This window comes from Spongiibacter thalassae (assembly GCF_012272835.1).
Classification (GTDB): Bacteria; Pseudomonadota; Gammaproteobacteria; order Pseudomonadales; family Spongiibacteraceae; genus Spongiibacter; species Spongiibacter thalassae.
Window position 1 is genome coordinate 972,081 of record NZ_JAAWWK010000001.1, and the last position, 21,699, is coordinate 993,779.

At 55.7% G+C, this 21,699-nt stretch carries 24 protein-coding genes; 1 reads left to right on the forward strand and 23 read right to left on the reverse strand.

From position 1 onward, the window contains the following. Positions 1-7: 7 nt before the first annotated feature. The 18 genes from HCU74_RS04005 to HCU74_RS04090 form a co-directional block, all read right to left on the reverse strand. A complete protein-coding gene (locus tag HCU74_RS04005; protein WP_168449095.1) occupies positions 8-700 on the reverse strand; it encodes a hypothetical protein in 693 nt (230 codons plus the stop codon). 57 nt (positions 701-757) lie between these two features. Further along, positions 758-1,060, reverse strand: a complete 303-nt coding sequence (locus tag HCU74_RS04010; protein WP_168449096.1) for a cytochrome C oxidase subunit IV family protein — start codon at positions 1,058-1,060, stop codon at positions 758-760. An 11-nt stretch (positions 1,061-1,071) separates the two neighbouring features. Continuing rightward, positions 1,072-1,677, reverse strand: a complete 606-nt coding sequence (locus HCU74_RS04015) for a cytochrome c oxidase subunit 3 (RefSeq protein ID WP_210425095.1) — start codon at positions 1,675-1,677, stop codon at positions 1,072-1,074. A gap of 579 nt (positions 1,678-2,256) precedes the next feature. Next, positions 2,257-2,478, reverse strand: coding sequence for a hypothetical protein (locus tag HCU74_RS04020; protein ID WP_168449097.1), 222 nt, complete (start codon positions 2,476-2,478; stop codon positions 2,257-2,259). A gap of 182 nt (positions 2,479-2,660) precedes the next feature. Next, complete coding sequence (locus HCU74_RS04025; protein ID WP_168449098.1) at positions 2,661-3,467, reverse strand: DUF2889 domain-containing protein; 807 nt, start codon at positions 3,465-3,467, stop codon at positions 2,661-2,663. Between the two features lie 70 nt (positions 3,468-3,537). Beyond that, positions 3,538-5,460 (reverse strand): linalool dehydratase/isomerase domain-containing protein, encoded by a 1,923-nt coding sequence (locus HCU74_RS04030; RefSeq protein WP_168449099.1) that lies wholly within the window; start codon positions 5,458-5,460, stop codon positions 3,538-3,540. A 60-nt stretch (positions 5,461-5,520) separates the two neighbouring features. Further along, the gene (locus HCU74_RS04035; protein ID WP_168449100.1) at positions 5,521-5,853 is read right to left on the reverse strand and encodes a hypothetical protein; all 333 of its coding nucleotides are present in this window, start codon (positions 5,851-5,853) and stop codon (positions 5,521-5,523) included. Positions 5,854-5,891: 38 nt separating this feature from the next. After that, on the reverse strand, positions 5,892-7,439 hold the full coding sequence (locus HCU74_RS04040; protein ID WP_168449101.1) for an AMP-binding protein: 1,548 nt from the start codon (positions 7,437-7,439) through the stop codon (positions 5,892-5,894). A 66-nt stretch (positions 7,440-7,505) separates the two neighbouring features. Next, entirely contained in the window at positions 7,506-8,198 is a 693-nt protein-coding gene (locus HCU74_RS04045) for a hypothetical protein (protein WP_168449102.1), read from the reverse strand. Next, positions 8,195-9,505, reverse strand: a complete 1,311-nt coding sequence (locus tag HCU74_RS04050; RefSeq protein WP_168449103.1) for a phenylacetate--CoA ligase family protein — start codon at positions 9,503-9,505, stop codon at positions 8,195-8,197. Before HCU74_RS04050 ends, HCU74_RS04045 begins: the two co-directional genes overlap by 4 nt. A gap of 31 nt (positions 9,506-9,536) precedes the next feature. Continuing rightward, positions 9,537-9,983, reverse strand: a complete 447-nt coding sequence (locus HCU74_RS04055; RefSeq protein ID WP_168449104.1) for a Zn-ribbon domain-containing OB-fold protein — start codon at positions 9,981-9,983, stop codon at positions 9,537-9,539. 10 nt (positions 9,984-9,993) lie between these two features. After that, complete coding sequence (locus HCU74_RS04060) at positions 9,994-11,160, reverse strand: thiolase C-terminal domain-containing protein (RefSeq protein WP_168449105.1); 1,167 nt, start codon at positions 11,158-11,160, stop codon at positions 9,994-9,996. A gap of 37 nt (positions 11,161-11,197) precedes the next feature. Then, entirely contained in the window at positions 11,198-12,166 is a 969-nt protein-coding gene (locus HCU74_RS04065) for an NAD(P)H-dependent flavin oxidoreductase (protein WP_168449106.1), read from the reverse strand. Positions 12,167-12,233: 67 nt separating this feature from the next. Further along, complete coding sequence (locus HCU74_RS04070; RefSeq protein WP_168449107.1) at positions 12,234-13,307, reverse strand: acyl-CoA dehydrogenase family protein; 1,074 nt, start codon at positions 13,305-13,307, stop codon at positions 12,234-12,236. 6 nt (positions 13,308-13,313) lie between these two features. Beyond that, positions 13,314-14,507, reverse strand: a complete 1,194-nt coding sequence (locus HCU74_RS04075) for an acyl-CoA dehydrogenase family protein (protein ID WP_168449108.1) — start codon at positions 14,505-14,507, stop codon at positions 13,314-13,316. Positions 14,508-14,529: 22 nt separating this feature from the next. Further along, positions 14,530-15,822 carry a MaoC family dehydratase gene (locus HCU74_RS04080; RefSeq protein ID WP_168449109.1) on the reverse strand — a complete coding sequence of 431 codons (1,293 nt, stop codon included), beginning with the start codon at positions 15,820-15,822 and terminating at the stop codon, positions 14,530-14,532. Positions 15,823-15,857: 35 nt separating this feature from the next. After that, complete coding sequence (locus HCU74_RS04085) at positions 15,858-16,718, reverse strand: enoyl-CoA hydratase (protein WP_168449110.1); 861 nt, start codon at positions 16,716-16,718, stop codon at positions 15,858-15,860. Positions 16,719-16,745: 27 nt separating this feature from the next. Continuing rightward, a complete protein-coding gene (locus HCU74_RS04090; RefSeq protein ID WP_168449111.1) occupies positions 16,746-18,260 on the reverse strand; it encodes a class I adenylate-forming enzyme family protein in 1,515 nt (504 codons plus the stop codon). A 262-nt stretch (positions 18,261-18,522) separates the two neighbouring features. Between HCU74_RS04090 and HCU74_RS04095 the strand changes: the two genes are divergently transcribed. Then, entirely contained in the window at positions 18,523-19,347 is an 825-nt protein-coding gene (locus tag HCU74_RS04095) for a FadR/GntR family transcriptional regulator (protein ID WP_168449112.1), read from the forward strand. A 157-nt stretch (positions 19,348-19,504) separates the two neighbouring features. Here HCU74_RS04095 and HCU74_RS04100 read toward each other — a convergent pair whose 3' ends face one another. From HCU74_RS04100 to HCU74_RS04120, 5 genes are all read right to left on the reverse strand, one after another. Then, positions 19,505-19,819: a CopG family antitoxin gene (locus HCU74_RS04100; protein WP_168449113.1), complete on the reverse strand. Its 315-nt coding sequence runs from the start codon at positions 19,817-19,819 to the stop codon at positions 19,505-19,507. Next, positions 19,816-20,094: a BrnT family toxin gene (locus HCU74_RS04105; RefSeq protein ID WP_168449114.1), complete on the reverse strand. Its 279-nt coding sequence runs from the start codon at positions 20,092-20,094 to the stop codon at positions 19,816-19,818. The genes HCU74_RS04100 and HCU74_RS04105 overlap by 4 nt, the downstream gene beginning before the upstream one ends. A gap of 89 nt (positions 20,095-20,183) precedes the next feature. Beyond that, positions 20,184-20,402 carry a BrnA antitoxin family protein gene (locus HCU74_RS20405; protein WP_168449115.1) on the reverse strand — a complete coding sequence of 73 codons (219 nt, stop codon included), beginning with the start codon at positions 20,400-20,402 and terminating at the stop codon, positions 20,184-20,186. Between the two features lie 106 nt (positions 20,403-20,508). Next, positions 20,509-20,784: a hypothetical protein gene (locus HCU74_RS04115; RefSeq protein WP_168449116.1), complete on the reverse strand. Its 276-nt coding sequence runs from the start codon at positions 20,782-20,784 to the stop codon at positions 20,509-20,511. Between the two features lie 137 nt (positions 20,785-20,921). After that, a complete protein-coding gene (locus HCU74_RS04120) occupies positions 20,922-21,560 on the reverse strand; it encodes a uracil-DNA glycosylase family protein (RefSeq protein ID WP_168449117.1) in 639 nt (212 codons plus the stop codon). Positions 21,561-21,699: the final 139 nt, after the last annotated feature.

Genomic DNA, 21,699 nt, shown 5'->3' on the forward strand with positions numbered 1-21,699 from the left:
GCCGTGATCACGTGGCCGATGCGGGGTCCGGCTTTGCCATCGCCTTGAGCAAGAGATAGAACATCACCCAGATCCAGACGGAAAACAGGATCAACGGAATCCACAGACCAATCAAGCCCGTCCACGCAAAGGGGCCTGTTTTGAAATAAATAATCAACATGGCAGGTATGAACGACACCGCCACCCAGAAATTAAAATAGGCGGCCCAGCGGGGGAAGAGTGGGTTCTCGCTGTTGTCGCCCAGCACGGCCAATGCAAAGGCAAATAGTTGGCAGACAAAGGGTGCGAAAGTAATGGTGAACATCAACCAGCCCAGATCGTTGATCAGCAGAATCAATTCAGGGTCTCGCTCAGGGCGGAAGGTCGCTGTCAGCCAGATCATAACGGGAATGAGGAAAAACAGCAGACCAGCAGTGCCACTGAGATTCTGCGTTTGAACCAATAGTGGCGAGACATTTTTAATTCGTTTCATTTGTGCAGAGATCACCACAACCCAGGGGATGTACAGCGTGCAACTCGCCATCGCAAGGAGCAGACCAGCTCTGATGTTATTGGTGCCGTCAGCGTAAAACGCAGCGATTTCAGCGCCGCTGGCGGTGGCTGCCTGTGGCGGGAACAAACCGGCGATAAAACACCAGCCGCTTATAAAGAAGACATCGAAAGCTGGCCCACACCACGCACTGAAACGTTGATACGGCATTGTTATTCTCCCTGTTATTATAGAATTTTGCTGATTTTCGTACTTGCTACAGGCTTGTCAGCCGATTGCGAAAAAATAATAAAGCATGATGATTACAGCTGCGGCCCAGCTCTCCAGAGCGAACCTCAGAGTCTTTGGTGCGTGGCGGATTTCCATAAAATCGAGAATTACCATCCTCGACTTTAAATAGCTGATCAACAGAATGCCCAGCAGGGTATAGGGTGTGGTGCTACCACCAAAAATATCGAATACCCCAGTCAGCCACGAAAGCAGGGTGGCCAGTACCAGCACAGCCCATACTGCGACGGGGTATATGCCTGACTCCCTTGGCAAAGCTTGTCCTGTTGTTACGGTTTTCATTTCGGCCTTCTTTAGTTCAGCAAATACAGCAAGGGGAAAATCACAATCCACAGTAGGTCTACCATATGCCAATAGGACGCGCCGCTTTCCATTACACTGATGTGCTTGTCGGAAAGGTTCTTTCTTCGGCATAGCATAAACATGTAAAAAAGGATAACAATTCCGATAACAACGTGAATCGAATGCAGGCCGGTGAGTACGAAGTAGTACATAAAGAATTCGTTAGTATTGAGAGAGATTCCGCTGGCAAACTTTTCACGGTATTCCATGATTTTCAATGTGAGGAAGGCAATACCACAGGCGCTGGCGCTCAGCAGTAGTATCGGTGCGCTGCCCACTTTGGCTCTGCGGCAGTGGCGCAAGGCAAGCACCACCAGTAATGAACTGCTTAACAAGAGCACGGTATTGATAACGCTATAGATCTTGTTCAGGCTTGCTTGGGAGCTGTCGAAAGTGGCAATATCCTCCTGTCGGTAGTAGCCGTATACCCCAAACAGCAGAGCAAACATCAGCATATCGCCAAGAATAAATACCCATGCTCCGGCTTCTCCCGGAATATGCACTTCGCTTGCATCCTTTATATGAACATCGGACACAGTGTTCAGGCTGTTTTCCACGTTGGCGTTTCCCTATTTTGCACGGCGTCTTTTTGCTCTGTATTTACTCAGTTTTTTAAGTAGACCGACTTCTTGTCCGCTTTTATGTATTGATCTGAGGTAATTTGCAGGGGCCACACTGGGACGGGCGGCAGTGAGTCTTAATGTTTTTTATTGCGTAAAAGCATGTCTGTCAGGGTATCGCTAAATTGACAAATCTATTAATAGCTAGGGGTGCCAGCTCAGGTCTAATCGTGACATTAGCGGCCGGGTAGTCAGCCCAGGTGCATTGTATTTTTTCGTCCAGTGTTGCCGCTCGGCCCAAGAGGCACCATGGAGTAAGTGTGGGCAGCGCATCAAAATACTCAAGCTCAATGGCCTGTTGCTGTATAACGCCGCAGGGCACGAAAAAAGCCCAAGCGGTGCGGGTTGTGGCTGCAAACGCATCACTCAGGTTTGCTGTTTGCTGGCTTCGGCACGGTAAACCGGGCCACTGGCGTCTTGGCGGGGCTTGCGTGATGGGTGATTTTTTAGCCGCAAGGGCGGCGATGTAAACAGTGTTATTCGGCCCCGGGTTCGTCTACGTTGGTGTACTTGCTTTTAGCGAATCATATAGCGTTGCAGGCCAGAGGGCTGGTCGAATTTTATCAGTAGTTCATCCAGCTGTTGGCTGGGGCGCAGGGAGTTTCTGATCTGTGCCAGCCGAGGCCATACCGAACGTCGGCCTGCCAATATCAACGTGTCGATATCATTATTCTCATACATGAACAGGGTGTTAGCGCTGCGGTAGTCGCTGCGGCGAAGGGTATTCCCTGCCAGCACAGCAGCTCATTGCGGTCACGAAAGCCGATGACTTCGCCATAGCGGGTTTGCCGCAGGCTTTCCGGGGCGGCGGTGGGCCCCGACAGTTGTTCCGCGCGCCGAGCCCTGCGGATGCTAACCACCCAGATAAGCAAGACGACAGTGGCGAGAACGATCAGGATCTGGGCCATGGTGTTATTTCCTCAGGGGCGGGTGTTGACGCAGCTCAGCATACGCTCGGGTTCGTTGGCGTAGTCACGGGTGGCTCCGCTCATGCGCAAGGCCTGATCCCGGCGTTCCTGCTGAAAGGAGTAGCACAGCTCCGGCTGGTCCATTGCGGCGGCGTTGGGGTAACGGTCGTGGACCATTGAACGCCCGCCAGACACCAGCAGTGCTCTTCTCAGCACGGTGGCATGCTCGGCCTTGTCCATGGGCAGCGACTCGGTCCATTGGCGAAAGCCCCGTCCCAGGGCCTGTTGGTGGCCGCTTTCGCGATCGGTGATCGCACCTGATTCACAGTGCCAGGCCATCACTTCGGCATTGTCCTGTAGCAGCGTAATGGTGGTTGGCCCGAACAGGGGGGACTTATGGTCTTTCCAACCGAGGATTTCTCGGCTTTCGGTGATGGTCTGGTAGCGTCGATGGTCATTGCCGCGCACGGCATGGGCCATCACCAGACCGGCGAGATCGAATATGTGGGTACATTGCTGGCGCATGGGGATCATGCCGCCGATGTCGCTGCAGCGCGGCAGCATTGTTTGGCCCGTTAGCGGAGTCAGCGATTCCGGGGCGAAGGCGCAGGTGGTCCAGGGATAGCGTTGCGCAGTGGCCGACACGCCGGTAATTCGGTCGCCGCTGTGGGTCAGGGTAACCCCGAAGTGATGGAAGTCATCTTCGAGCCAGCCGACCACCGTGTGGGCGTCCCAGCGGCGCAGGTCGATCATGCGGCGCGCTGTGCCGGTTTCTGTTTTGCTACTGTCTATAAACTGCACGTCGATGTTATCGACCATTCCAGCTGCCTCGCATAATAAATAAGAGGTACAAAAAAAAAGGCGCTCGGAAGGGAGCGCCGTGGGTTCGTTATGCTGCCGGGGTCAACACCACTCTCAGGCGAGTCGTGAGCGAGGCTTTTAGAATCGCCGTACCATTGTCGTCGGCGGTAACCGAAGTGGCGTCCTCGCCCAATTTGGCGGTATAGGTCCCACCGGGAGCCAGGCGTTCAATGCGCAGGTCTACCTCGCAGTCACCCTTGCCGGGCACCAATACCAGCTCCAGGTCCTTGCCTGTGTGACTGAAGGCCTTGGCCACCAGTACCTGGGGATACTCCACGCCGGTGAGTATTGGCCCCTGCAGGGCGGTTTCCGCAGGGCCCTTCAGAATGGAGTTGCGGTAGTCGTTGGTGCCCAGCATAAAGGCTCTGGCCAGGGTCGTGTTGGTCGAACAGGAACCGGGGTATACCGCCGTGCCATTGTCGTTTTGCGGCGGGTACATTTCTTCCAACAGTGCCTCGGCGGTGTTGGCGGCTTCCTCGTCGCCGAATTCCCGTGCGGCAGACAGAATATTCTGAATGTTGGCCTGGTGTCCCTGGCTGTAGTTGCCCATATCGACACCCTTGCCCTCCAGTTTGATTTTCAGTTTGCCGTTTTCTTCGTAGAACATTTCCTGGCGAGCCAATCCCCAGGCTTCTTTAGCCCGCTGGTGGTCAATGGGATTGAAGTACAGCGCGCGACCGTCGTCGGCAAAGGGGAAGGGCACAGCGAAACCGGTCAGGTTGGAGCGCAAGGCAATGACACTGCCGTCGGCCTGGGTAAATTCCGCATCCAGTTTTTCAATAAAGCTGGGGTAAATATCCCTGAAATGATGGGTGCCAAACAGGCGGTCATACAGGGCCAAGGCCTTCATGCCCATGAAGTTGCAGGGGGTGTATACCCAGTTGGGCTCACAGGGGTAAAGACAGAAGGCCTGCTCGTTCTGGTTCTTTACAATCGAGCCAATCACGCTGTGAATATCGTGCTTGTAGACTTTTTTATCGTTGTAGATAAAGGTCAGCGAGCCGGGCTCGGCGTAGCGCATATCGCCGGTGTTGGACATGTATTGGCAGATCTGCAAACCGAAGAAGCCGGTAAGCATAATATTGTCTTTGGCGCAGGGGTCGAAATTGAAATTGAAGTTGCCCCACATATTTTCCAGTGGCCAGTAGCCCCAGATAGGCCGCTGCAGCATTTGTTCTATAAGGCGTTGCTGGGCGGTGTTCAGGTAGCCGTGAAAATTGGGCGTGTAGTGGCACTGCATTTCGCCAAGGGCGTAGCCCACAGTGTTCAGCTGGTAGCGTAGGGCGGAGGTCTGGAATTGGTCGATTTTGTTGTAACCGACAAATTCGCCGACAGGTTGCAGTGCGCGATCGAACAAGTAGCGGGCCGAGGCCAGTTGCTTGTCATCCAGCTCGCGGCTGCCGGGAACCGGCTCGGCAACGGCCCGTTCATCCACCTTTTGCAAGGCTTCGCGGAGGTAGGCCTTGCGCTGTTCACGGCGCGCAATGGCGTCGCGCAATTGCTTGCGGTTTTTGTAAAGGTCGCGCCCCTCGCGCAGGGCCACCAGAGCCAGTATCAGGTAAACCCCATAGGGCCAGGTATCGGCCTCAGTGTTTCCACCGATAAGGGCTGCAGGCACCACGGCGCCCAGTACCCAGATCGTAATGGGGGCAAGGATATTGCCGCTGCCAAACCATACGACCAGGGTAATCCAATAGAGGGCGTAGAACAGCGGGAGCATCGCCAGTGCCCAGCCCCCCATTGCTGCGAAACCACCACCGGGCCAAAGCAGGCCCAGGCCGGCACTCTGCAGGGCCGGGGATAAATTAAACAGGCTTGGCAAAAGGCCGATAACCGCCAGTGCGAAAAAGAAGGTTTTGGTGCGGCGTAGCCGGCTTTTCGACAGCGGTCCGGCGCTCACGTCGCGATTAAAACGCGGGTCTTTCTCGATAGTGTTGACGACCTGTTCCATAGAAACCTCTAAAATTACTTATTGTGGAATTCAAATGTGTGCGCCTGAATGGCGTGGAAATTAATCGCACATGACCTCATAGGCACCGTCAAAAAACGCCACATCAATGGGCGTTGAGGCGGCAACTACCGATGGCCCGGCTAGTCCCAATTCGTGGACCATATGCTGCCAGTGGGCCGAGCCGTATGCCGCTGTGCCGACCACCAGCAGACTGGGTAGTGCGGCGCGGCGAATGCGGTAACGCAGGGCCATATTTCTGGGGGCAGGGGTGGCTGAGTCGGCGGTCACCAGACCCGGGTTGGCGCTGCTATGGTAGCCAAAAAAGGCCTTTAACCGCCGCCAGTGAAACAGTACGTTGCTGATTATCATTGCTGCAAAAATACAACAGGCCATTGCAAGTACCTTCTCTGTCTAGCGGCTACGCATCGATGTTAGTGGGTTGCCGGATAGCCGCCGCCGCCGAACATGGCGTCTGCTTTTTTGCGATCCAGCTGACCGTCGGGCGCACGGGGTAACTCGGTGACAAACTCGACAATCTTCGGTTTTTTGTACGACGCCATATGCTGGCGGCAGTGTTCTATCAGCGCCTCGGCACTGAGGTCTTCGCCGGGCTTTAGCACCACCAATGCCTTCACATTTTGCTCCCATTTCGGGTCGGGCACACCTATAACACAGGCCTGGGCAACGGCGTTGTGCTGGGCAATGCAGGCTTCGACTTCAGCGGGGTAGATGTTTTCGACGCCGGATTTAATCATGGTGGTTTTGGGGCCGACAAAGGCGACGGAGCCATCGTCGAGTCGCTTGCCAAGATCGCGGGTACGATGCCAGCCATTGTGATTTCGGCGTTCGTTTTCGTCGTCCCGCTGATAGTAGCCGCTCATTACCTGAATGCCGCGCACTTCGATTTCACCGCTTTCCCCCGGTGGAAGTTCGTTGCCGTCGTTATCAACAATCCGCAACTGGGCCAGGGGCGACACTCGACCGGCACCGCCGCCGCCCAGAAAACCAAAGGTAGTAAAGCCCATGACCTCGGTTTGCCCATAGACACGTGCCTGCTGTGCGAAAGGAGAGTCCTTGGGCATGCACAGGGGGCTACTCCACTCGGGAGCTTCGGGGCTGGACCACAGACTGCTGGTGTCGTATTTTCCCGCCTTGTTGATTTCGCGGATCTGTAACAGGGTTGGCTGGGCGACAAAGGCGTGGGTGACGGCCTCGGCTTCGATCAACTTAAGCATTTCCTCGGCATCGACCCGCGCGATAAACACATTTTTGCCACCGAAGGTAAAGGTAGCGAGTGTGGCGAGCATGGTGCCCAGGTGAAACAGTGGCCCGGAGTTCAGGTTGCTGGACTGCTCGGTAATACTGTAGCCATAGGCGATCATCAGGCTCTGATAAAGCATGGCCGACTGGGAGAGCAGGGCAGCGTTGGGCTTGCCGTCAAAGGCTGCGGTATACATGGCGACCACCGGCGTGTCGCTGTGTACGGCTAAGTCGGGGTCAGTGGCACTGTGCAGGCTTAACAGGGCTTCGTAGCTGTCGGCATCGTCGCCGTCGTGGGCAATCCAGTGGGCGCGGTGTTTAGCATGGTCCCGAGCCTGGTTCGCGGTGTCGGCCAAATCCTGTTGCTGCCAAACCACCAACTGCGGAGTGAAGTCGTCGATGACCGCGGCGACTTCGCCGGCGCTCATACGCCAGTTTATCGGGCAAACAGTTGCACCGATTTTGGCGGCGGCGAGCATACACTCCAGCAGACGGAAGGAGTTTTGGCCGAGCCATAGCACGCGGCCATCCTCAGCCAGGCCATTGGCCAGCAGATAGTTGGCGAGTTGGTTAACCCGTTGATTCAGCTGCGGCCAGGTGAGACGGAACTCGCCGTCGACAACAGCCGTCATGGCGGGTCGGGAGCGGCAGTGCTCGCGCAGAACATCGCCGAGGCCGTGCATGCGAATTTGCTGATAGGCGGGGTGACCGAGGGTCATAGCGAAAAGCTCCTGTCTGCGGTGGTGCATCTGCGGGCGGCGTTGATCGCCGCTCCGCCGTGGTGGTTACTCGGGAATAATACGTGGATCGGTGTTGCCGCAGTTGCACGCCGAGCGGTCGATGTGAGCCTTCAGACCGGTGCGGAAGTTGTTGAATTCCACACAGCGTGGCAGGCGGCTGCTGGCGACAATTTCACCGTCGATCTCGTCGATATTCCACTCGAAGCGGTCGATGTGTACACCATTGCCCTGGCTGCATTCGAAACCGACCAGCGGCCCCGCTTCCAGATAGCGATAGACCTGCATTCCGGGCAGTGCTTTCAGGTCGTCGTAGGCGTCCTGTTTGGCCCACACGGGAATGCCGGACAGCAGTTCCTCGATTTTGAAACCCAGCTGGTTAAGGCCATCCACTACGTTCTTGCTGATACCTGCGGCAGCGGTGAGGTCAAAGCGTCGGGCGATGGACTCTACGCGCTTGCCGTCCCAAGGCGTCGAATCGGCAGAGACGACAACCATGCCATAGGTCATGACCGCGCGCTCAAAGGGCATGAATTGCAGGGTTTCATCAAAGGTGCTGGTCAGCAGAATATTGCTGCCGGTGCGGAAGTGAAAGGTATTCAACACCCGCAGCGCATAGCGCCGGGCGCGGTCCTGTTCCACCAGCGAGAACGGCAAAGTGGTAAAGCCGCCGTCGGTGTTGCGAAAGCGCCCGATGGTCAGGGGCAGCAGAGTGGTTTTCTGTAGGCTGGAATCTGTCATGATTTGCTCACCCGTGGAATTTTATTAGGAGGGCCGAGTTTGACCATTTCCTCATTGCTCATCAGTTCAATGTCAGAGGGCAATCCCAATTCTGCATTGATGCGTTCCTTAATCCGCGCTTTCAGGGCATCTTCGCCATCCTGCAGGGCATCGGCGTCGTAGCCCACCCGCAGTTTCAGGGTTTCGGTCTCGCGTTGCGGGCGAATAATCTGGAACAGACCGGTGCGGGTTTCAGGGAAGTCGCCGATGAACGGGAAGATGTCGATGGGCAGAATGGATTTGCCATTGACCACAAGTTCGTCGCCCTTGCGTCCGAGCGGCTTCATGCGGCCGTGGGTGCGGCCGCAGACACAGGTCTTGCGGGTAAATTCAATCAGGTCGTCGGTGCGGAAACGTATCAGCGGTGCAACGTCGTCCAGCAAGGCGGTGACCACCATTTCGCCGCGAGCACCGTCTTCGGCGTCGGTATTGCCGTCGGGGTCGAGATGCTCGATCAACGCGACATCCTCCCAGGTGTGCATGCCGTCGTGGGCGCTGCACTCAGTGGCGGTGGCAACATCGCCGAGTGAGGTCAGTTCGTATACCGGGAATTCCCAGCGGTCCATCAGCTTGCGAATGTGCGGGCTCATCGGCTCACCGCCAAACACAATGCCCTCGTAGGAGGAAAAGGCTTCCTTGATATTCTCCCCGGTGTTCTTTTCGTATTGCTCCAGACCGAGGATCATCGGCGTGGAAATCATGAACAAAGACTTGGGGCGATACTCCTTGGAGATCTGCACCAGATAGGGAATATCCAGCGGCGAATGCTGCACGCAGATAGGAGTAAAGCCGGTGTCCATCCAGCGGTCGCCGATCATGCCCTCGCGGAAGGTAAACAGCAAATAGGTGAGGTGATCGCCGGGGCGCATGCCCATATGCCACAGCTCGCGCTTTAGTGTAATCAGTACTGCATTGTCCTCGGGGCGGGGCAGTGGGGTCGGGTCACCGGTGGTGCCAGAGGTAAAGCCCACACCGCGCATATGCGGCGGCCCCACACAGGCTAGCCCGCCAAAGGGGTCGCCGTTGCGATCGCGGAAATCCCGAATCATATCCTTGTCCATAAAGGGCACTTTGGCCTTGAAGTCGGCCAGGGATTTGATGTCGTCGGGGGTGACGCCATGCTTCTCCCACAGTTCCCGAACCAGCGGTGAGCGTTGGTAGACATAGGGAACCAACTGCAATATGCGCGATTCCTGCAAGCGTTCCAGCTCTTCCCGGGGCATAGTCTCCACGGCCGGGTCGAGGTAGCGGTCATCCAGTTCAGTCATTATTTAATCCTTTTCGATGAGCCTTTTCGGTTTATTGGGCATTGGCCAGAGTAAAGCGGGGGAGGGAGACCCCATCGTCGCGGTCGTGCCAGCAAATGCTGACCTTCTCGCCGACCTCAATGCTGTCCAGCGGTGCGTTAATAACATTGGATATCAGGCGCAAACCCTCAACGCCGTCCAGTTCAATCACCGCCGGCACATAGGGAACTGAATCCTGCAGCGACGGAATGACCGGAAAACGCACCACAGTAAATGAAAAGATACGGCCCTCGCCGCTGTGCTCTACCCACTCAATGTTCTGGGACAGGCAGTGGCGGCAGTGTGAAGCGCCCAGTTCGGTGTAGTGCTGACAGTTGCCGCAGCGGGGCAGCTTCAGGGTATGTGCTTTACAGGCAGTCCAGTAAGGCTCGGTCCAGGTGTCCACCTCAAGTTGAAACAGCTCGTCGGGTGGTGCTTTGGCGTAAACGGACTCACTCATGGTGTTCTCCTTATCGTGACAGCAGCAGACCGCTGATGGGTAGCGAAGCGGGGCCGCCGGTAACCAGGGCGATTTCGGCGTCCTTGACCTGATTGATGGCGGTGCCGCGGATCTGTTCTACCGCTTCCATCATATGGGTAATACCCACCGCGTAGGCCTCTGACAGGTTGCCGCCGTGGGGGTTGACCGGAATGCTGCCACCCTTGAAGCGAATATTGCCCTCTTCGACAAAGGCACCGCCTTCGCCGCGCTGGCAAAAACCGAAGTCTTCCAGCTGCATAACCACCATCGGTGAGAAGTGGTCATAGAGCAGGGCAACATCGACATCGGCAGCGGTAATACCGGCATCGCCATAGAGGTGCTCGGCTATGCTGGCGTAGCCCGCTGAGGCGAAGTACTCGTCGGACATGTTCATCCAGGCGATGGCCCGTCCCCATTCCCGGCGGCCACCCTGCTCACCATTGAGCACGTAGGCGGGACGATGCTTGAGGTCTTTGGCGCGCTCGGCGCTGGTCAGGATCAGTGCCCCGGCGATGTCGTTTTCCAGGCAGAAATCGTAGCGACACAGGGGGTCGGCGATCATCGGGCCAGCAAAATATTCTTCCTTGGTCAGCGGCTTGCGAAAGCGCGCCTGGGGGCGGGTAATGGCGTTCTCGCGGGTGGAAATGGCCACTTCGCAGAAGGCTTCCCGACGGGTGCCGTATTTATGCATGTGGCGCTTGGCCAGCATGGCGAAAAAGTGTCCGGGGCCGACCAGTCCACCGGCCATAAAAAAGGCCTTGTCCGGAGTCGGGTCTATCTGCGACATGATTGAACCGTAGCGCTTGCCGGTGGGTTGTTGCATACAGAAGGGCACCACCACCACATTGGCCGCGCCGGTGGCGATGGCCATCGCCGCGTTTTGCACCGCGCCGACGCTGCCACCGCCCCCGCTGGTGACCATTGAGGAATAGCGTACTTCGGGAATCCCCAGGGACTCCATCAGCAGGGGAGTGTCGGTGCCACCGGAATAGTAAGAGAAACCGTCGATGTCCTTGACCGACAGACCGGCATCCTCAGTGGCGGCAATCACTGCCTTGCAGATCATTTCATTAAACGTCTGGGGGTGGGATTCACCGCGGCGATAGTAGGGGGTCGATCCGATGCCGACCACCGCTGCCTGTTTGGCAATTTTCATAAGGGCTTCGCTCTTTATTGTGGGTTAACAGGCCAGCTTAAAAATAGCTGTTGGCTCTGGCCAGCTCACGTTTGCACTCGCTGATAATGTCTTCAATCAATTCCGCGCAGGTGGGAATATCGTCCACCAGGCCCACTACCATGCCGGCGGTAATGATGCCGTCGTTCACCTCACCGGCTTCCAATGCAGCGCGGCCGCGCACACCGGCAACCAGCTCGCGCAGGTCGGCAAAATCGGTCTTGCCAGGGCGGCGTTCAATTTCCACTACCTGGTTGGACACATCATTTTTCAATACCCGCGCGGTATTTCTCAGTGTGCGGAATATCAGGTTGGTGTCCTGTTCCCTGGCATTGACCAGCGCCTGCTTGATGTTTTCGTGCAGTGGCGCTTCCTTGGTGGCGCAGAAGCGGGTACCCATGTTGATGCCTTCGGCACCCAGTGCCAATGCACCCGCCATACCGCGACCGCTGCCGATACCACCCGATGCAATCACTGGAATATCCAGCGCACGGGCCGCCAGCGGAATCAGCACCATACCGGGAATATCTTCTTCACCGGGGTGGCCCGCACACTCAAAGCCGTCGATGCTGATGGCGTCTACACCCAGCCCCTGGGCGGTCAGCGCATGGCGAACAGCGACACACTTGTGGATGATCTTGATTCCGGCCTCTTTCATTGTAGGCATAAATTCCACGGCACCGGGGCCAGCGGTTTCCACAATATGGATGCCGTTGCTGATAATCGCATCGATATATTCCGCGTAGGGCGGTGGCTTGATGGTGGGAAATACCGTCATGTTTACGCCGAAGGGCTTGTCGGTCATGGTTTTACAGCGCTGGATCTCCTTGGCCAGATCCTCCGGGGTCGGTTGGGTCAAACCGGTGAGAATACCCAGCCCCCCGGCATTGGACACCGCAGACGCCAGTTCGGCGCGGCCCACCCACTGCATACCTCCTTGAATAATGGGGTACTGGGTGCCGAGTAATTCAGTTACGCGTGTTTTCATTGTGTGTCTCCGGTCAGCTGCCTGTGGCAGCCCGTTGTCGTTATGTCGGATCTGACTCAGTTTAGCCTTACCAATCGGCGAGGTCGGCGGCCCGCTTTCGATGCAAACCGGCATTCCCCATAAAGGTGTAGTTGAACAGAGCCCGTTTGATAAAAATCTGGGCATCGCACTCCCAGGTATAGCCGATACCGCCGTGGGCTTGCACTGTTTCACGGGCGACGTGTAAAAAACGGTCGCTGAGATGAGCCTTGGCCAGTGCCGCCTGGCGACTCGCCGTTTCGGGCTCCTGATCGAAGGCGTAGGCCGCGTGCCAGTACAGCCCTCTCATCGGCTCCACATCTACCGCCATATTCGCCAGCTGGTGCTTGAGGGCCTGAAACTTGCCGATGGGTTGACCAAATTGCTCGCGGGTCTTGGCGTAGTCCACGGCCATATCTACACATTGTGCAGCGCCGCCAAAGCTATCGGCGGCCAGCAATACCAATGCGGTATTGAGGATGGGTTCAGCGGCGTTCCCGCAATCACCGTCGAGTAATTCGGCGGGGCAATCGTTCAAGTTGAGGCTTGCCAGCGGGCGGGTGCGGTCAGCGACATTTTCGGCACTGATTTCCAGTCCCGTAGCGCCTTGTTCGATCAGGGCGTAGCGACCACCTGCCAGCGCGACAACGATTAACTGCGCGTGCTCTGCGTGGGGCACATGCTGCTTTTGGCCGGTGATGTTGCCGTTGACACAGCTCAGTGACGGCGCCAACCAGTTACCCGATTCCGCCGTGGCAAAGCTGGCCAGACACTCACCGGAGGCGAGCTTTGGCAGCCACTTTTCCTGTTGTGCCGGGCTGCCGGCATAGATCAGTGCCTGGGTGGCCAGAGTGTGGCCCAGTAGCGGGTTGGGCGCAGCGGCCTGCCCCAGTACCTCGGCGATAATGGCCAGGTCCAACAGGGTCATGCCCATGCCGCCAAAGGCTTCGGGCACGATCAAGGCGGGCACACCCATTTCAACCAGCCCCTGCCAGATGGCCTCGGGCAGCTGCGCTGGGTCGTCAAAATAGCTGTGCAAGGCTGTTGAGGGGCAATGCTTGTCCAGAAAGCGTTTTACCGTGTCCTGGATTTCCAGTTGTTCTTCCGAGAGTAAAAATTCCATACCGCCTTACTCCGCATCGTCGCGGGGTAAGCCGAAGCCCCGCTCCGCAATAATATTGCGCTGAATATTGGAGGTGCCGCCGGCGATAGCCACGCCGAGGGAACCAAAGAATTGATTCAGCCATTTTTCATCGCCCTCTGCGCGGCCCTTGGCCGGGGGCATTAACAGGGCGGCGTCGTTAATCAGGTCTTTGGCAATATCGGCGACCATATGACCGATATTGGTGTTAATCAGCTTGTTCATCAGGCCGATGCGACCGGCATTTTGCTTGGCGGCAGCCATCGACAACTGACGGTAGCTGGAATAGAGGTGGGACTGCACATAGCCTTCCAGGGTGACCAGACGCTCGCGAATCTGCGGGTGGTCGATAGCCGTCACGCCCTGGTACTCAACGCCCTTGGCCAGCTCTACCAGTTTTTCAAACAGACCCACGGCGGTTTGTGCGCCGCCAATAGAGCTGCGTTCGTGGGCGAGGGTGGCCTTTGACACCTTCCAGCCCTCGCCGCGCTCGCCGACGATCCAGTCGGCGGGGGTGCGGGCGTCGTCGAAGAAGACCTCGCAAAATTCCTTGCCGCCGGTCACCTGTTTGATCGGACGAATGGTAATGCCGGGATTTTTCAGGTCGATCAGCAAATAGGAAATACCGGCGTGCTTGCCAGCCTCTGGCTCGGTGCGCGCCAATACAAACATATACTGGGCGAACTGGGCGAGGGTGGACCAGATTTTCTGGCCGTTAATCGACCACTCCGGCCCGTTCTCGCCCTCTACCAGCTCGGCGCGGGTGCGCAGCGAGGCCAGGTCGGAACCGGCATTGGGTTCCGAGTAGCCCTGTGCCCAGTGGTATTCGCCGGTCAGGGTCTTGGGAATAAAGCGCTCTTTCTGTTCCTGGGTGCCGCACTCCAGCAGGGTGGGCACCAGCATCATATTACCGATGCCGGGAGCCTCCATGGGTGCGCGGCGCTTGCTGAACTCGTCGCGGATAATGGTGGCCTTGAGAATGTCAGGCTCCTGCTCCGATCCTCCGAACTCGCGGGGTACACCGCGATACAGGTAACCGGCGGCAATGGCCTGCCGACGAAACCAGGCTTCTTTCTCAGCGCGGGAGTCCCCGGCGCTGTCCGGCGCGGGCCAGTGCTCGCCGAGAAAGGCGACCACTTGTTGACGGAAGGCCTCGTAGCTTGCGTTGTATTTCAGGTCCACATCAATTCTCCGTGACAGCAGCTCAGGCTTGCTTTTCAGCCAGCAGCTCGCCGTGGCGGGCCAGCATTTCAATGGCTTTGCGCTGGGTCGCTTCGTCGGCCTGCGGCAACAGCACCGCGCCGCCTGTTTTGCTGGGTAGCGCGATGGTGGCGGTGCAGCGTACGGTTTCTTCATCCCGTTGGTTGATCATCTGCACTTTCAGGTCAACCAGGTACTGGCCATTTTCCTCGCGCTTGCCGACCACTTCGCCCTTCACAAACTGGACATCGCCCATGTAGTTAAACTTGCGAATTTCGTCGTACATGCTGACTACCCAGCCGTTGTCGCCGACCCATTCGGTCAGGTAGTGGTAGAGGTAGTGCTCGCGCATTACGCCGTAGTCGTAGGCGCGGGGGTTACCAATGGCCTGTGCCCAACTGCTGTCCCAGTGCAGGCGCTGGGCCACATCGGGTACACCCATTTCATTTTTCACATAGAAGGGGGCGATGCGCTTGCGGTTCTTGTGCCACATGCGACCGGTACGCAGGCCATAGGGCACCCAGCCGTAACCGGCGGCGTGGAAGTTGACCACGTCGGTAACAGTGAGTGGGCCGCGCACGGAATCGGGTAGTGTGCTGCCAACTTCCAGATCTTCAAAGAACAGCTTCTCGCGGCCACGGGGGTTGTCGTTGGCGTAAAGCTCATCGATGCGGGCGATGTCCTCATCGGTATAGCTGGCGGGTTCGATGCTCAAGTTCTTGCCCTTTTCACGGGCTTTCTTGCGCTCGGTCAGAATCAGACGGTAGGTGTATTCGGCAATCACTTCACCGCGCTGGTTCATTTTCACCGAACGGTTCAGGCGGGTGACCTTGCGACCGGCGAACTCAGAGGGGGTGACTTCCAGATCGACTTCACCGGAAAAGCTGTACACGCTGTCGCCGGGGTAGAGGGGCTTGTAGAACTTCCACTCGCCGCCGGAAATAAATGCGTGAATACCGCGAAACACGCTTTTGGTTTGATCCTTGATTTCTTTCGGAATCGGGTCGCCAAGCAGGGGCTTGTTGACAAAACCGGAGATAATCGGCGGTGCAATGGGGCCGCCCCAGCGGGTCTTGCTGGCGTAGTCAGGATCGACAAAAAGCGGGTTGTCGCTGCCACAGCCCTGGGCGTAGGTGCGAATATTGTCTTCGCTGATGGTGGTGATCTGTTCCTTGTCGCGGCAGGCCAGATCGATGCCAATCAACAGGCGCGCCCGTTCGATATCGTGATCGGTCAATTCGTAGTTGGTCGCTTTTTCAAATTCTTCGCTGATTTGTTTTTTGTTGTCGTCAGACATGTTCGAACTCCAGGTAAATCGCAGTTAATCGTGGGTTATTTGCCGCTGAATACAGGCTCGCGCTTTTCGGCAAAGGCACGAATCGCTTCTTTGTGATCGTCGGTCATGGAAGACATCACCATATGGCTGGCCTCCCGGTCCAGTTGGTCGCTCAGGCTGGCATCGACGGCGGCGTTCATATTGCGTTTCATCAATTCCAGGGTGATCGGGGGCGCTTTGGCCAACCGGGCAGCCAGCGTCATGGTGGCGGTTTCCAGTTCGCTGTCATCCACCAGTTGATTGATAAGGCCAATGCGTAGGGCTTCCTCGGCAGACACTTTTTCTGACAGGTACATCAGTTCCTTTGCCTTGGCGCTGCCCAGCAGGCGGGTCAGGAAGAAGCTGGCGCCATAGTCGCCGGATAGGCCGGCCTTGATAAATGAGGTGATAAACACGGCCTTGTTACTGGCGACCCGAAAGTCGCAGGCTCCCGCCAGCGCCATGCCGACGCTGACCGTTGCGCCGCGGATCATGGCGATGGTCGGTTTGGGCATTTCGTAGAGGATGCGCGAGGTTTCCATATTGTCACGCAGCCACTTCACCCGGTTCACAATGGTGTCGGGGGGGCGCTTGGCACGGCGCTCGGCGGCGGCCGCTTCTTCCTCGGCACTCATGGGCTGCTTTTTCTCGGGTTTGCCGGCGATATCGCCACCCGCACAGAAGGCCTTGCCCGCGCCGGTGATGACCACCACCCGTGCATCGCGGTTGGCGGCGGCGTCGGCCATGGCGTCGGTGAGCTGGCGCATCATTGGCGGGTTCAGCGCGTTGAGCTTGGCGGGGCGATTGAGGGTGAGGGTTAGTACCCCATTCTCAAGATGCTGTAATACCAGTGCTTGATCCATAGTCGTTTGATCCATGCTGTTTTGGCCCATTGCGTCGGGTCTTTATGCCTGATCCAGAAACAGGTTCTTCACGGCGTGTTTGGAAATTTTCATCGACGGTGTGCGGGGCATCTCCTCGACGATCTTGATTGCTGTTGGTACCTGGTAAGAGGTCAGTTTGTTTTTGGCAAAGGCAATAATTTCATCGATGTTGACCTCGCCACTGCCGGGCCGCAGTTCAATCGCTGCCACCGGGACTTCACCCAGACGCTGATCGGGAATACCGACCACACAGGCCTGCTTGATTTTGTCGTGGCTACGCAGCACCGCGACCACATCCTGCGGAAGAATTTTGAAACCTCCGCGAATAATGGCATCGTCGGCACGGCCCTTGATGTACAGAAAGCCGTCTTCATCAATTTGGGCGAGGTCGGTGGTGCGGGTCCACTCCTTGTGGCCGATCTGATTGGAGATCACCTCCAGTATCCCCGTGGTATTGGGCGGCACAACTTCGCCGCTGTCGGCATTGACCACACGGATTTGCGTACCTGGTTGTGCGCGCCCGACCGAGCCGCGTTTTTGCTTGGCAAATTGTTTGTGGTCGCCAATCGTCCAGCCTGCTACTGCGCCGGCAAACTCGGTGGCACCGTAGGAGTCCAGCAAGGGCACGCCATACTTGTTCTCAAATTCCTCCTGCAGGGCGGGAGGTAGCGGCGCACTGCCGCAGCGAATAGCGAGCAGGCTGCTCAGTTCTTCTACCGGGGTATCGGCATCCATCACCATGCGCAGCGCCGCGGGAGGCAGGGAAATCAGCTTGGGCCGATAGGTGGTCAGGGCGCGGCGGATTTCGGCGACACTGAATTTCTCCAGAATCACGATGGGGCGGGCTTGGGTAACCGCCGCCATGGCAGCGAACATACCGCCAATATGAACCAGCGGTGTGGTCAGTACGGCGGGGGTGTCTTTCAAGCGAATATCTTCAACTTCCTTGTGACTGCTGTAGTGCCCCGGTGTGCCCATTAGCGACAGCGCGAAGCTGCGATAGGGTAGTTCGATGCGTTTGGCGGGGCCGGTGGTGCCACTGGTTAACATCAGTATGCAGGTATTGGGCAGCGCCGGGTGGTAGTCGGTGCTGGCCTGTGCCGGTGCCGCTTGTACCGTCGAGATATGCAGTGCCTCGTCGGCGGACATTTCCAACACTGCTGTGCCACATTCCCGTGCGGTGTCGCTCAGCTGGGCGTGGGCCAGATCGTCGCGGTCGCAGATCACTGCCTTCAATTTCAAGCCGCGGATGTCGGCGCTGACCTTGTCGGGGCTTTGAAAGGGGTTGATGGTTGCTACGCAGCGCCGCGAGGCCAGTACCTGCATCAGCGCCGCCACATGGGCAGGGCGGTTGCGCAGCAGCACACCCACCACATCGCCTTCTCCCAGGCCCGCTTTAACCAGACTGTCTTCCAGTTGGTTCATGGCATCGTTAATGCTTTGCCAGCTAAACCACTGCCCCTGAAATTCAAGGGCAGGACTTTCAGGGGAGAGTTTCAAGACCTGGTGAATACGTTCGATGAGACTCGGTTGCATGAGCGGTAAATCCTGTTGTGGTAGCTGCAGAGCGCTCTGTGTGTGGTCGGCGACCTTCGCAATTCAGCGTATCTTTAGTATAATTGTGTTAATCATATCAATCGTATATATGATTTGGCAAGGGGTTGAAAATAAAGTTGCTTGGGAAGGTCGCGAAAGTCTTCTTTCACTAAGGAAGTAAAATGGTATATATGATTAAATAGCGGAAATTGGAGTAGCCCTTGTTCGGGTTTTAGGGCAGGTGTCAGAAAAGCGGGCCGATATGATAGAAATAGCAGATGTGACCAGCCGAACCGGAATTCCCGGTAAAGGTAAAAACAGCCGAGGAGCCAAGCGGTTCAAGGTGCCAAAGGCGTCGGAGCTGTTGGCGGGAAATATTCGGGACCAGATTATTCGCGGCAAGCTGCGCGACGGCGATCAATTGCCCGCCGAAGCGAACTTGATGGAACAATTTGACGTGTCGCGGCCTACCATTCGTGAAGCCTACCGAATTCTCGAAGCCCAACAGTTGGTGTCGGTGACCCGCGGTGCCAAGGGTGGGGCGGTGGTACATGCCCCCAGCCCGGACCTGATCGCCGAAAACACCTTGATGGTATTGCAGGCCGAGGGTGTGACCATGTCTGAGGTCTACCTGGCTCGCAACGCCTCTGAGCCGGCGCTGGTGCGGCTGGTGGCGACCAATGCCCGGGAAGAAGCCCCGCCGCGACTGCGGGAGTGTTTGGCCGCTGAAGAACAGGCGCTGCTGAAAGATCCCCAGGCGTTTTCCGCCGCGCTGGATCAGTTTCATGCCACGCTGGTTGAACTTGCGGGAAACCGGCCCCTGCGCCACCTCTACAATGCTATCTCCTCCATTATTGCGGTGCATCAGGCTCTGGTGGCTGAGCAGAAGTGGCGTAACAAAGAAGCGACTCAAAAAACCCTGGCCGCAGGCTTACGCTCCCAGAGCAAGTTGATTGACCTGATCGAAGCGGGCGAAATCGACAAGGCCGTCGCCCATTGGCGCAACCACAATGAAGCGGCCTACAAAATGTGGATCACCAACTACGAAGACACTACAGTACTTGAGGTGCTCAGCCGCAATAGCTGATTTTCGCCGTACCTTCCTTTAAACCGCCCGACGGCTCTCCGTTGGGCGGTTTGCGTTTTTGTCATCGGCTTGCCAAGTGATTTCGCAGTACTGCTTAACTTATTCACGCTCTATTATGCAGAGCCTCTCTTAGGCACACGGATGTAGAGCGCCTAAATCAGTCGCGCGTTTTTTGCGTCGGCTGCATTTGCTTGTTAGCCGTGAGATCTTGCAGAGAGCCAGATATGTACTTGTGAATAATACTTGATACGAAAGTTTGGTACGGAATACCTTCTTCCGAAGCGCGAGACTGGATCGCGGTTAAATCCCTGTTGGAGATTCTAATATTTATTCTCTTATCTTTTTTAAAGGTGTTGCTGGCTATTGCCTCCAACTCCTTTTTACGGGACTCCGTTAATACTGACTCAAATTCGCCGGCCTCTACGGCATCAAGCAGAGCTCTCTCTTCTTTCGATAACTTACCTTTGCTCATGAGCCACCTCCAAGGTACAACTTGGTAAATTTCCTGCTGGGAATGATTGTTTTCAAAAACACCTCATCTTCGTTTTCCACATACGGAACCAGATGAACGTATTCCTTAATGCAAATGACGAAAATCCGTTGGTTGGGATAATCAGAGGCGTTTGGATGGGCTATATCATCCAGTAGCCCACCATGTTCAATATGGAAGATCGCCTCTTCAAAAGAAACGCCTCGCTCAACGATAAGCTCCTGATTTTTATTGGGATTCCAATTGTAGATTTTCATACGCGAAAGCTTAGCACGAATGTGTGCATTTTGTCATCAGGCGGCGAGCGCCTAAAGCAGCGAGTAATTTGTCCGACTGCCGATACTTGTTATGGCTGCCATTTAATGTCGAGCTTACGATGATGATTGGCACAATCTCTCAGGTAAAGATTGATTAGACTCTGGTAAGGAATGCCCGACTCTTCAGACATGCTTTTAAAATAGTCTATGACATCTTCACTTAACCGGATAGTTACCGGCTTTTTTAGCTTGGACGCATAGGGATTTTTCCTGGATTTCATCTTTGAAAAATCATATTCACTTTTCATGACGTTTTACCTCTGTAGTAACTTTGCTCGGTATTGGTTGCCTTATGGGCTCCGGTAGAGGTCAGGTTTTTTGTGGCCGAAACGTATTTAAGCGGTTTGTTATGTGCTAGCTGGCAGCGCATAGTTTGTATATTTCCAGAATCAAAGCGCCTGCGGCGATTACAACAGCAGCAAAAGTTAGCCTATTTAGGCTTTTGGTTAATTTAGTAGAAGTTTCATTGGCATTCTTAATCTCCTCAGTCAGAGCCTCAGTATTAACAGCAAGTTTTTCAATAGCCGATGCAGAACGATTTAAGGACGAAAATACTGTGTTCTTTCTTATAGCCTCATAGAATGTCTTCTCTACATCAGCCAATGTTCGCTCACGATCATCAGAACTCAAATTATTCTCCTTTCACTATTTGCACATAACGCCCTGCACAGCGGAAAAGCGGAGCAGAGCCAATTTTTGGTAAAGTGAGCGCAGCGAACCAAAAATCGGCGGCGCGTAGCTTTTTCCGCTGCTGCTGATTGTTAACCCTAATCGAAGCAGAAAGCCCATGCTTGTTCTCTCGCTGTCTTTCGCATCGGATAATTCGGGTGCGGTAGAAAATAGACTTTAATATCGCCATCCAATGCCCCCTTTTTAACGACGTACTTGATGTCTGTTGCGCCACGTTTAAAAGTGATGACTTTTGTTTTGAGGTCAAAAACCTGGCGATCTTCTATCAAGTGGTCTCTAAGTTTGCTTGAAAAACAAAGAATCATTGACGGTTTCACGACGGACAATAGATCTCTGAATATTGGTTTGCACAAATTTATATCTGTTTGGGATATTTCACGTTCTGAATGAGACCTAAAGAAACAATAGTTTGTTTGGGATGCGTCAACCATGGTGCCGTACCCTAAGAATTTTTCAGTATATGGCACTATTCTCTTAAACGATCCCAAATCCTGATCCAATAAGGCTTCTGATTCGATGCTTGTCTGGTTGTCGTAATTTTCCCCAGTTGCAGCGCCCCAATTAAACCCTATCAGCATAGGTTTATCGGGTTTCAACGACGTGGTAATTAACGAATAACCCCAACTGCGTCCGTTTTTCTCGCATGCAACCGCTATATCAGACTTTTGATGTGCTGCATGGAGTTCATTTAGTAGAGATTCAAGTTTATTACGCACGATTTGATCTCATGGGTTGACCTGCCCCCAAAATCTAAGCCAACCGCTGCTTAGCAAAGTCCATTAATGCGATCGTTTATTGATCGCTTGCTTTGCCCCCCTATCCCGTTCGGTATGCTGCCGCAAATTCAGACGGCGT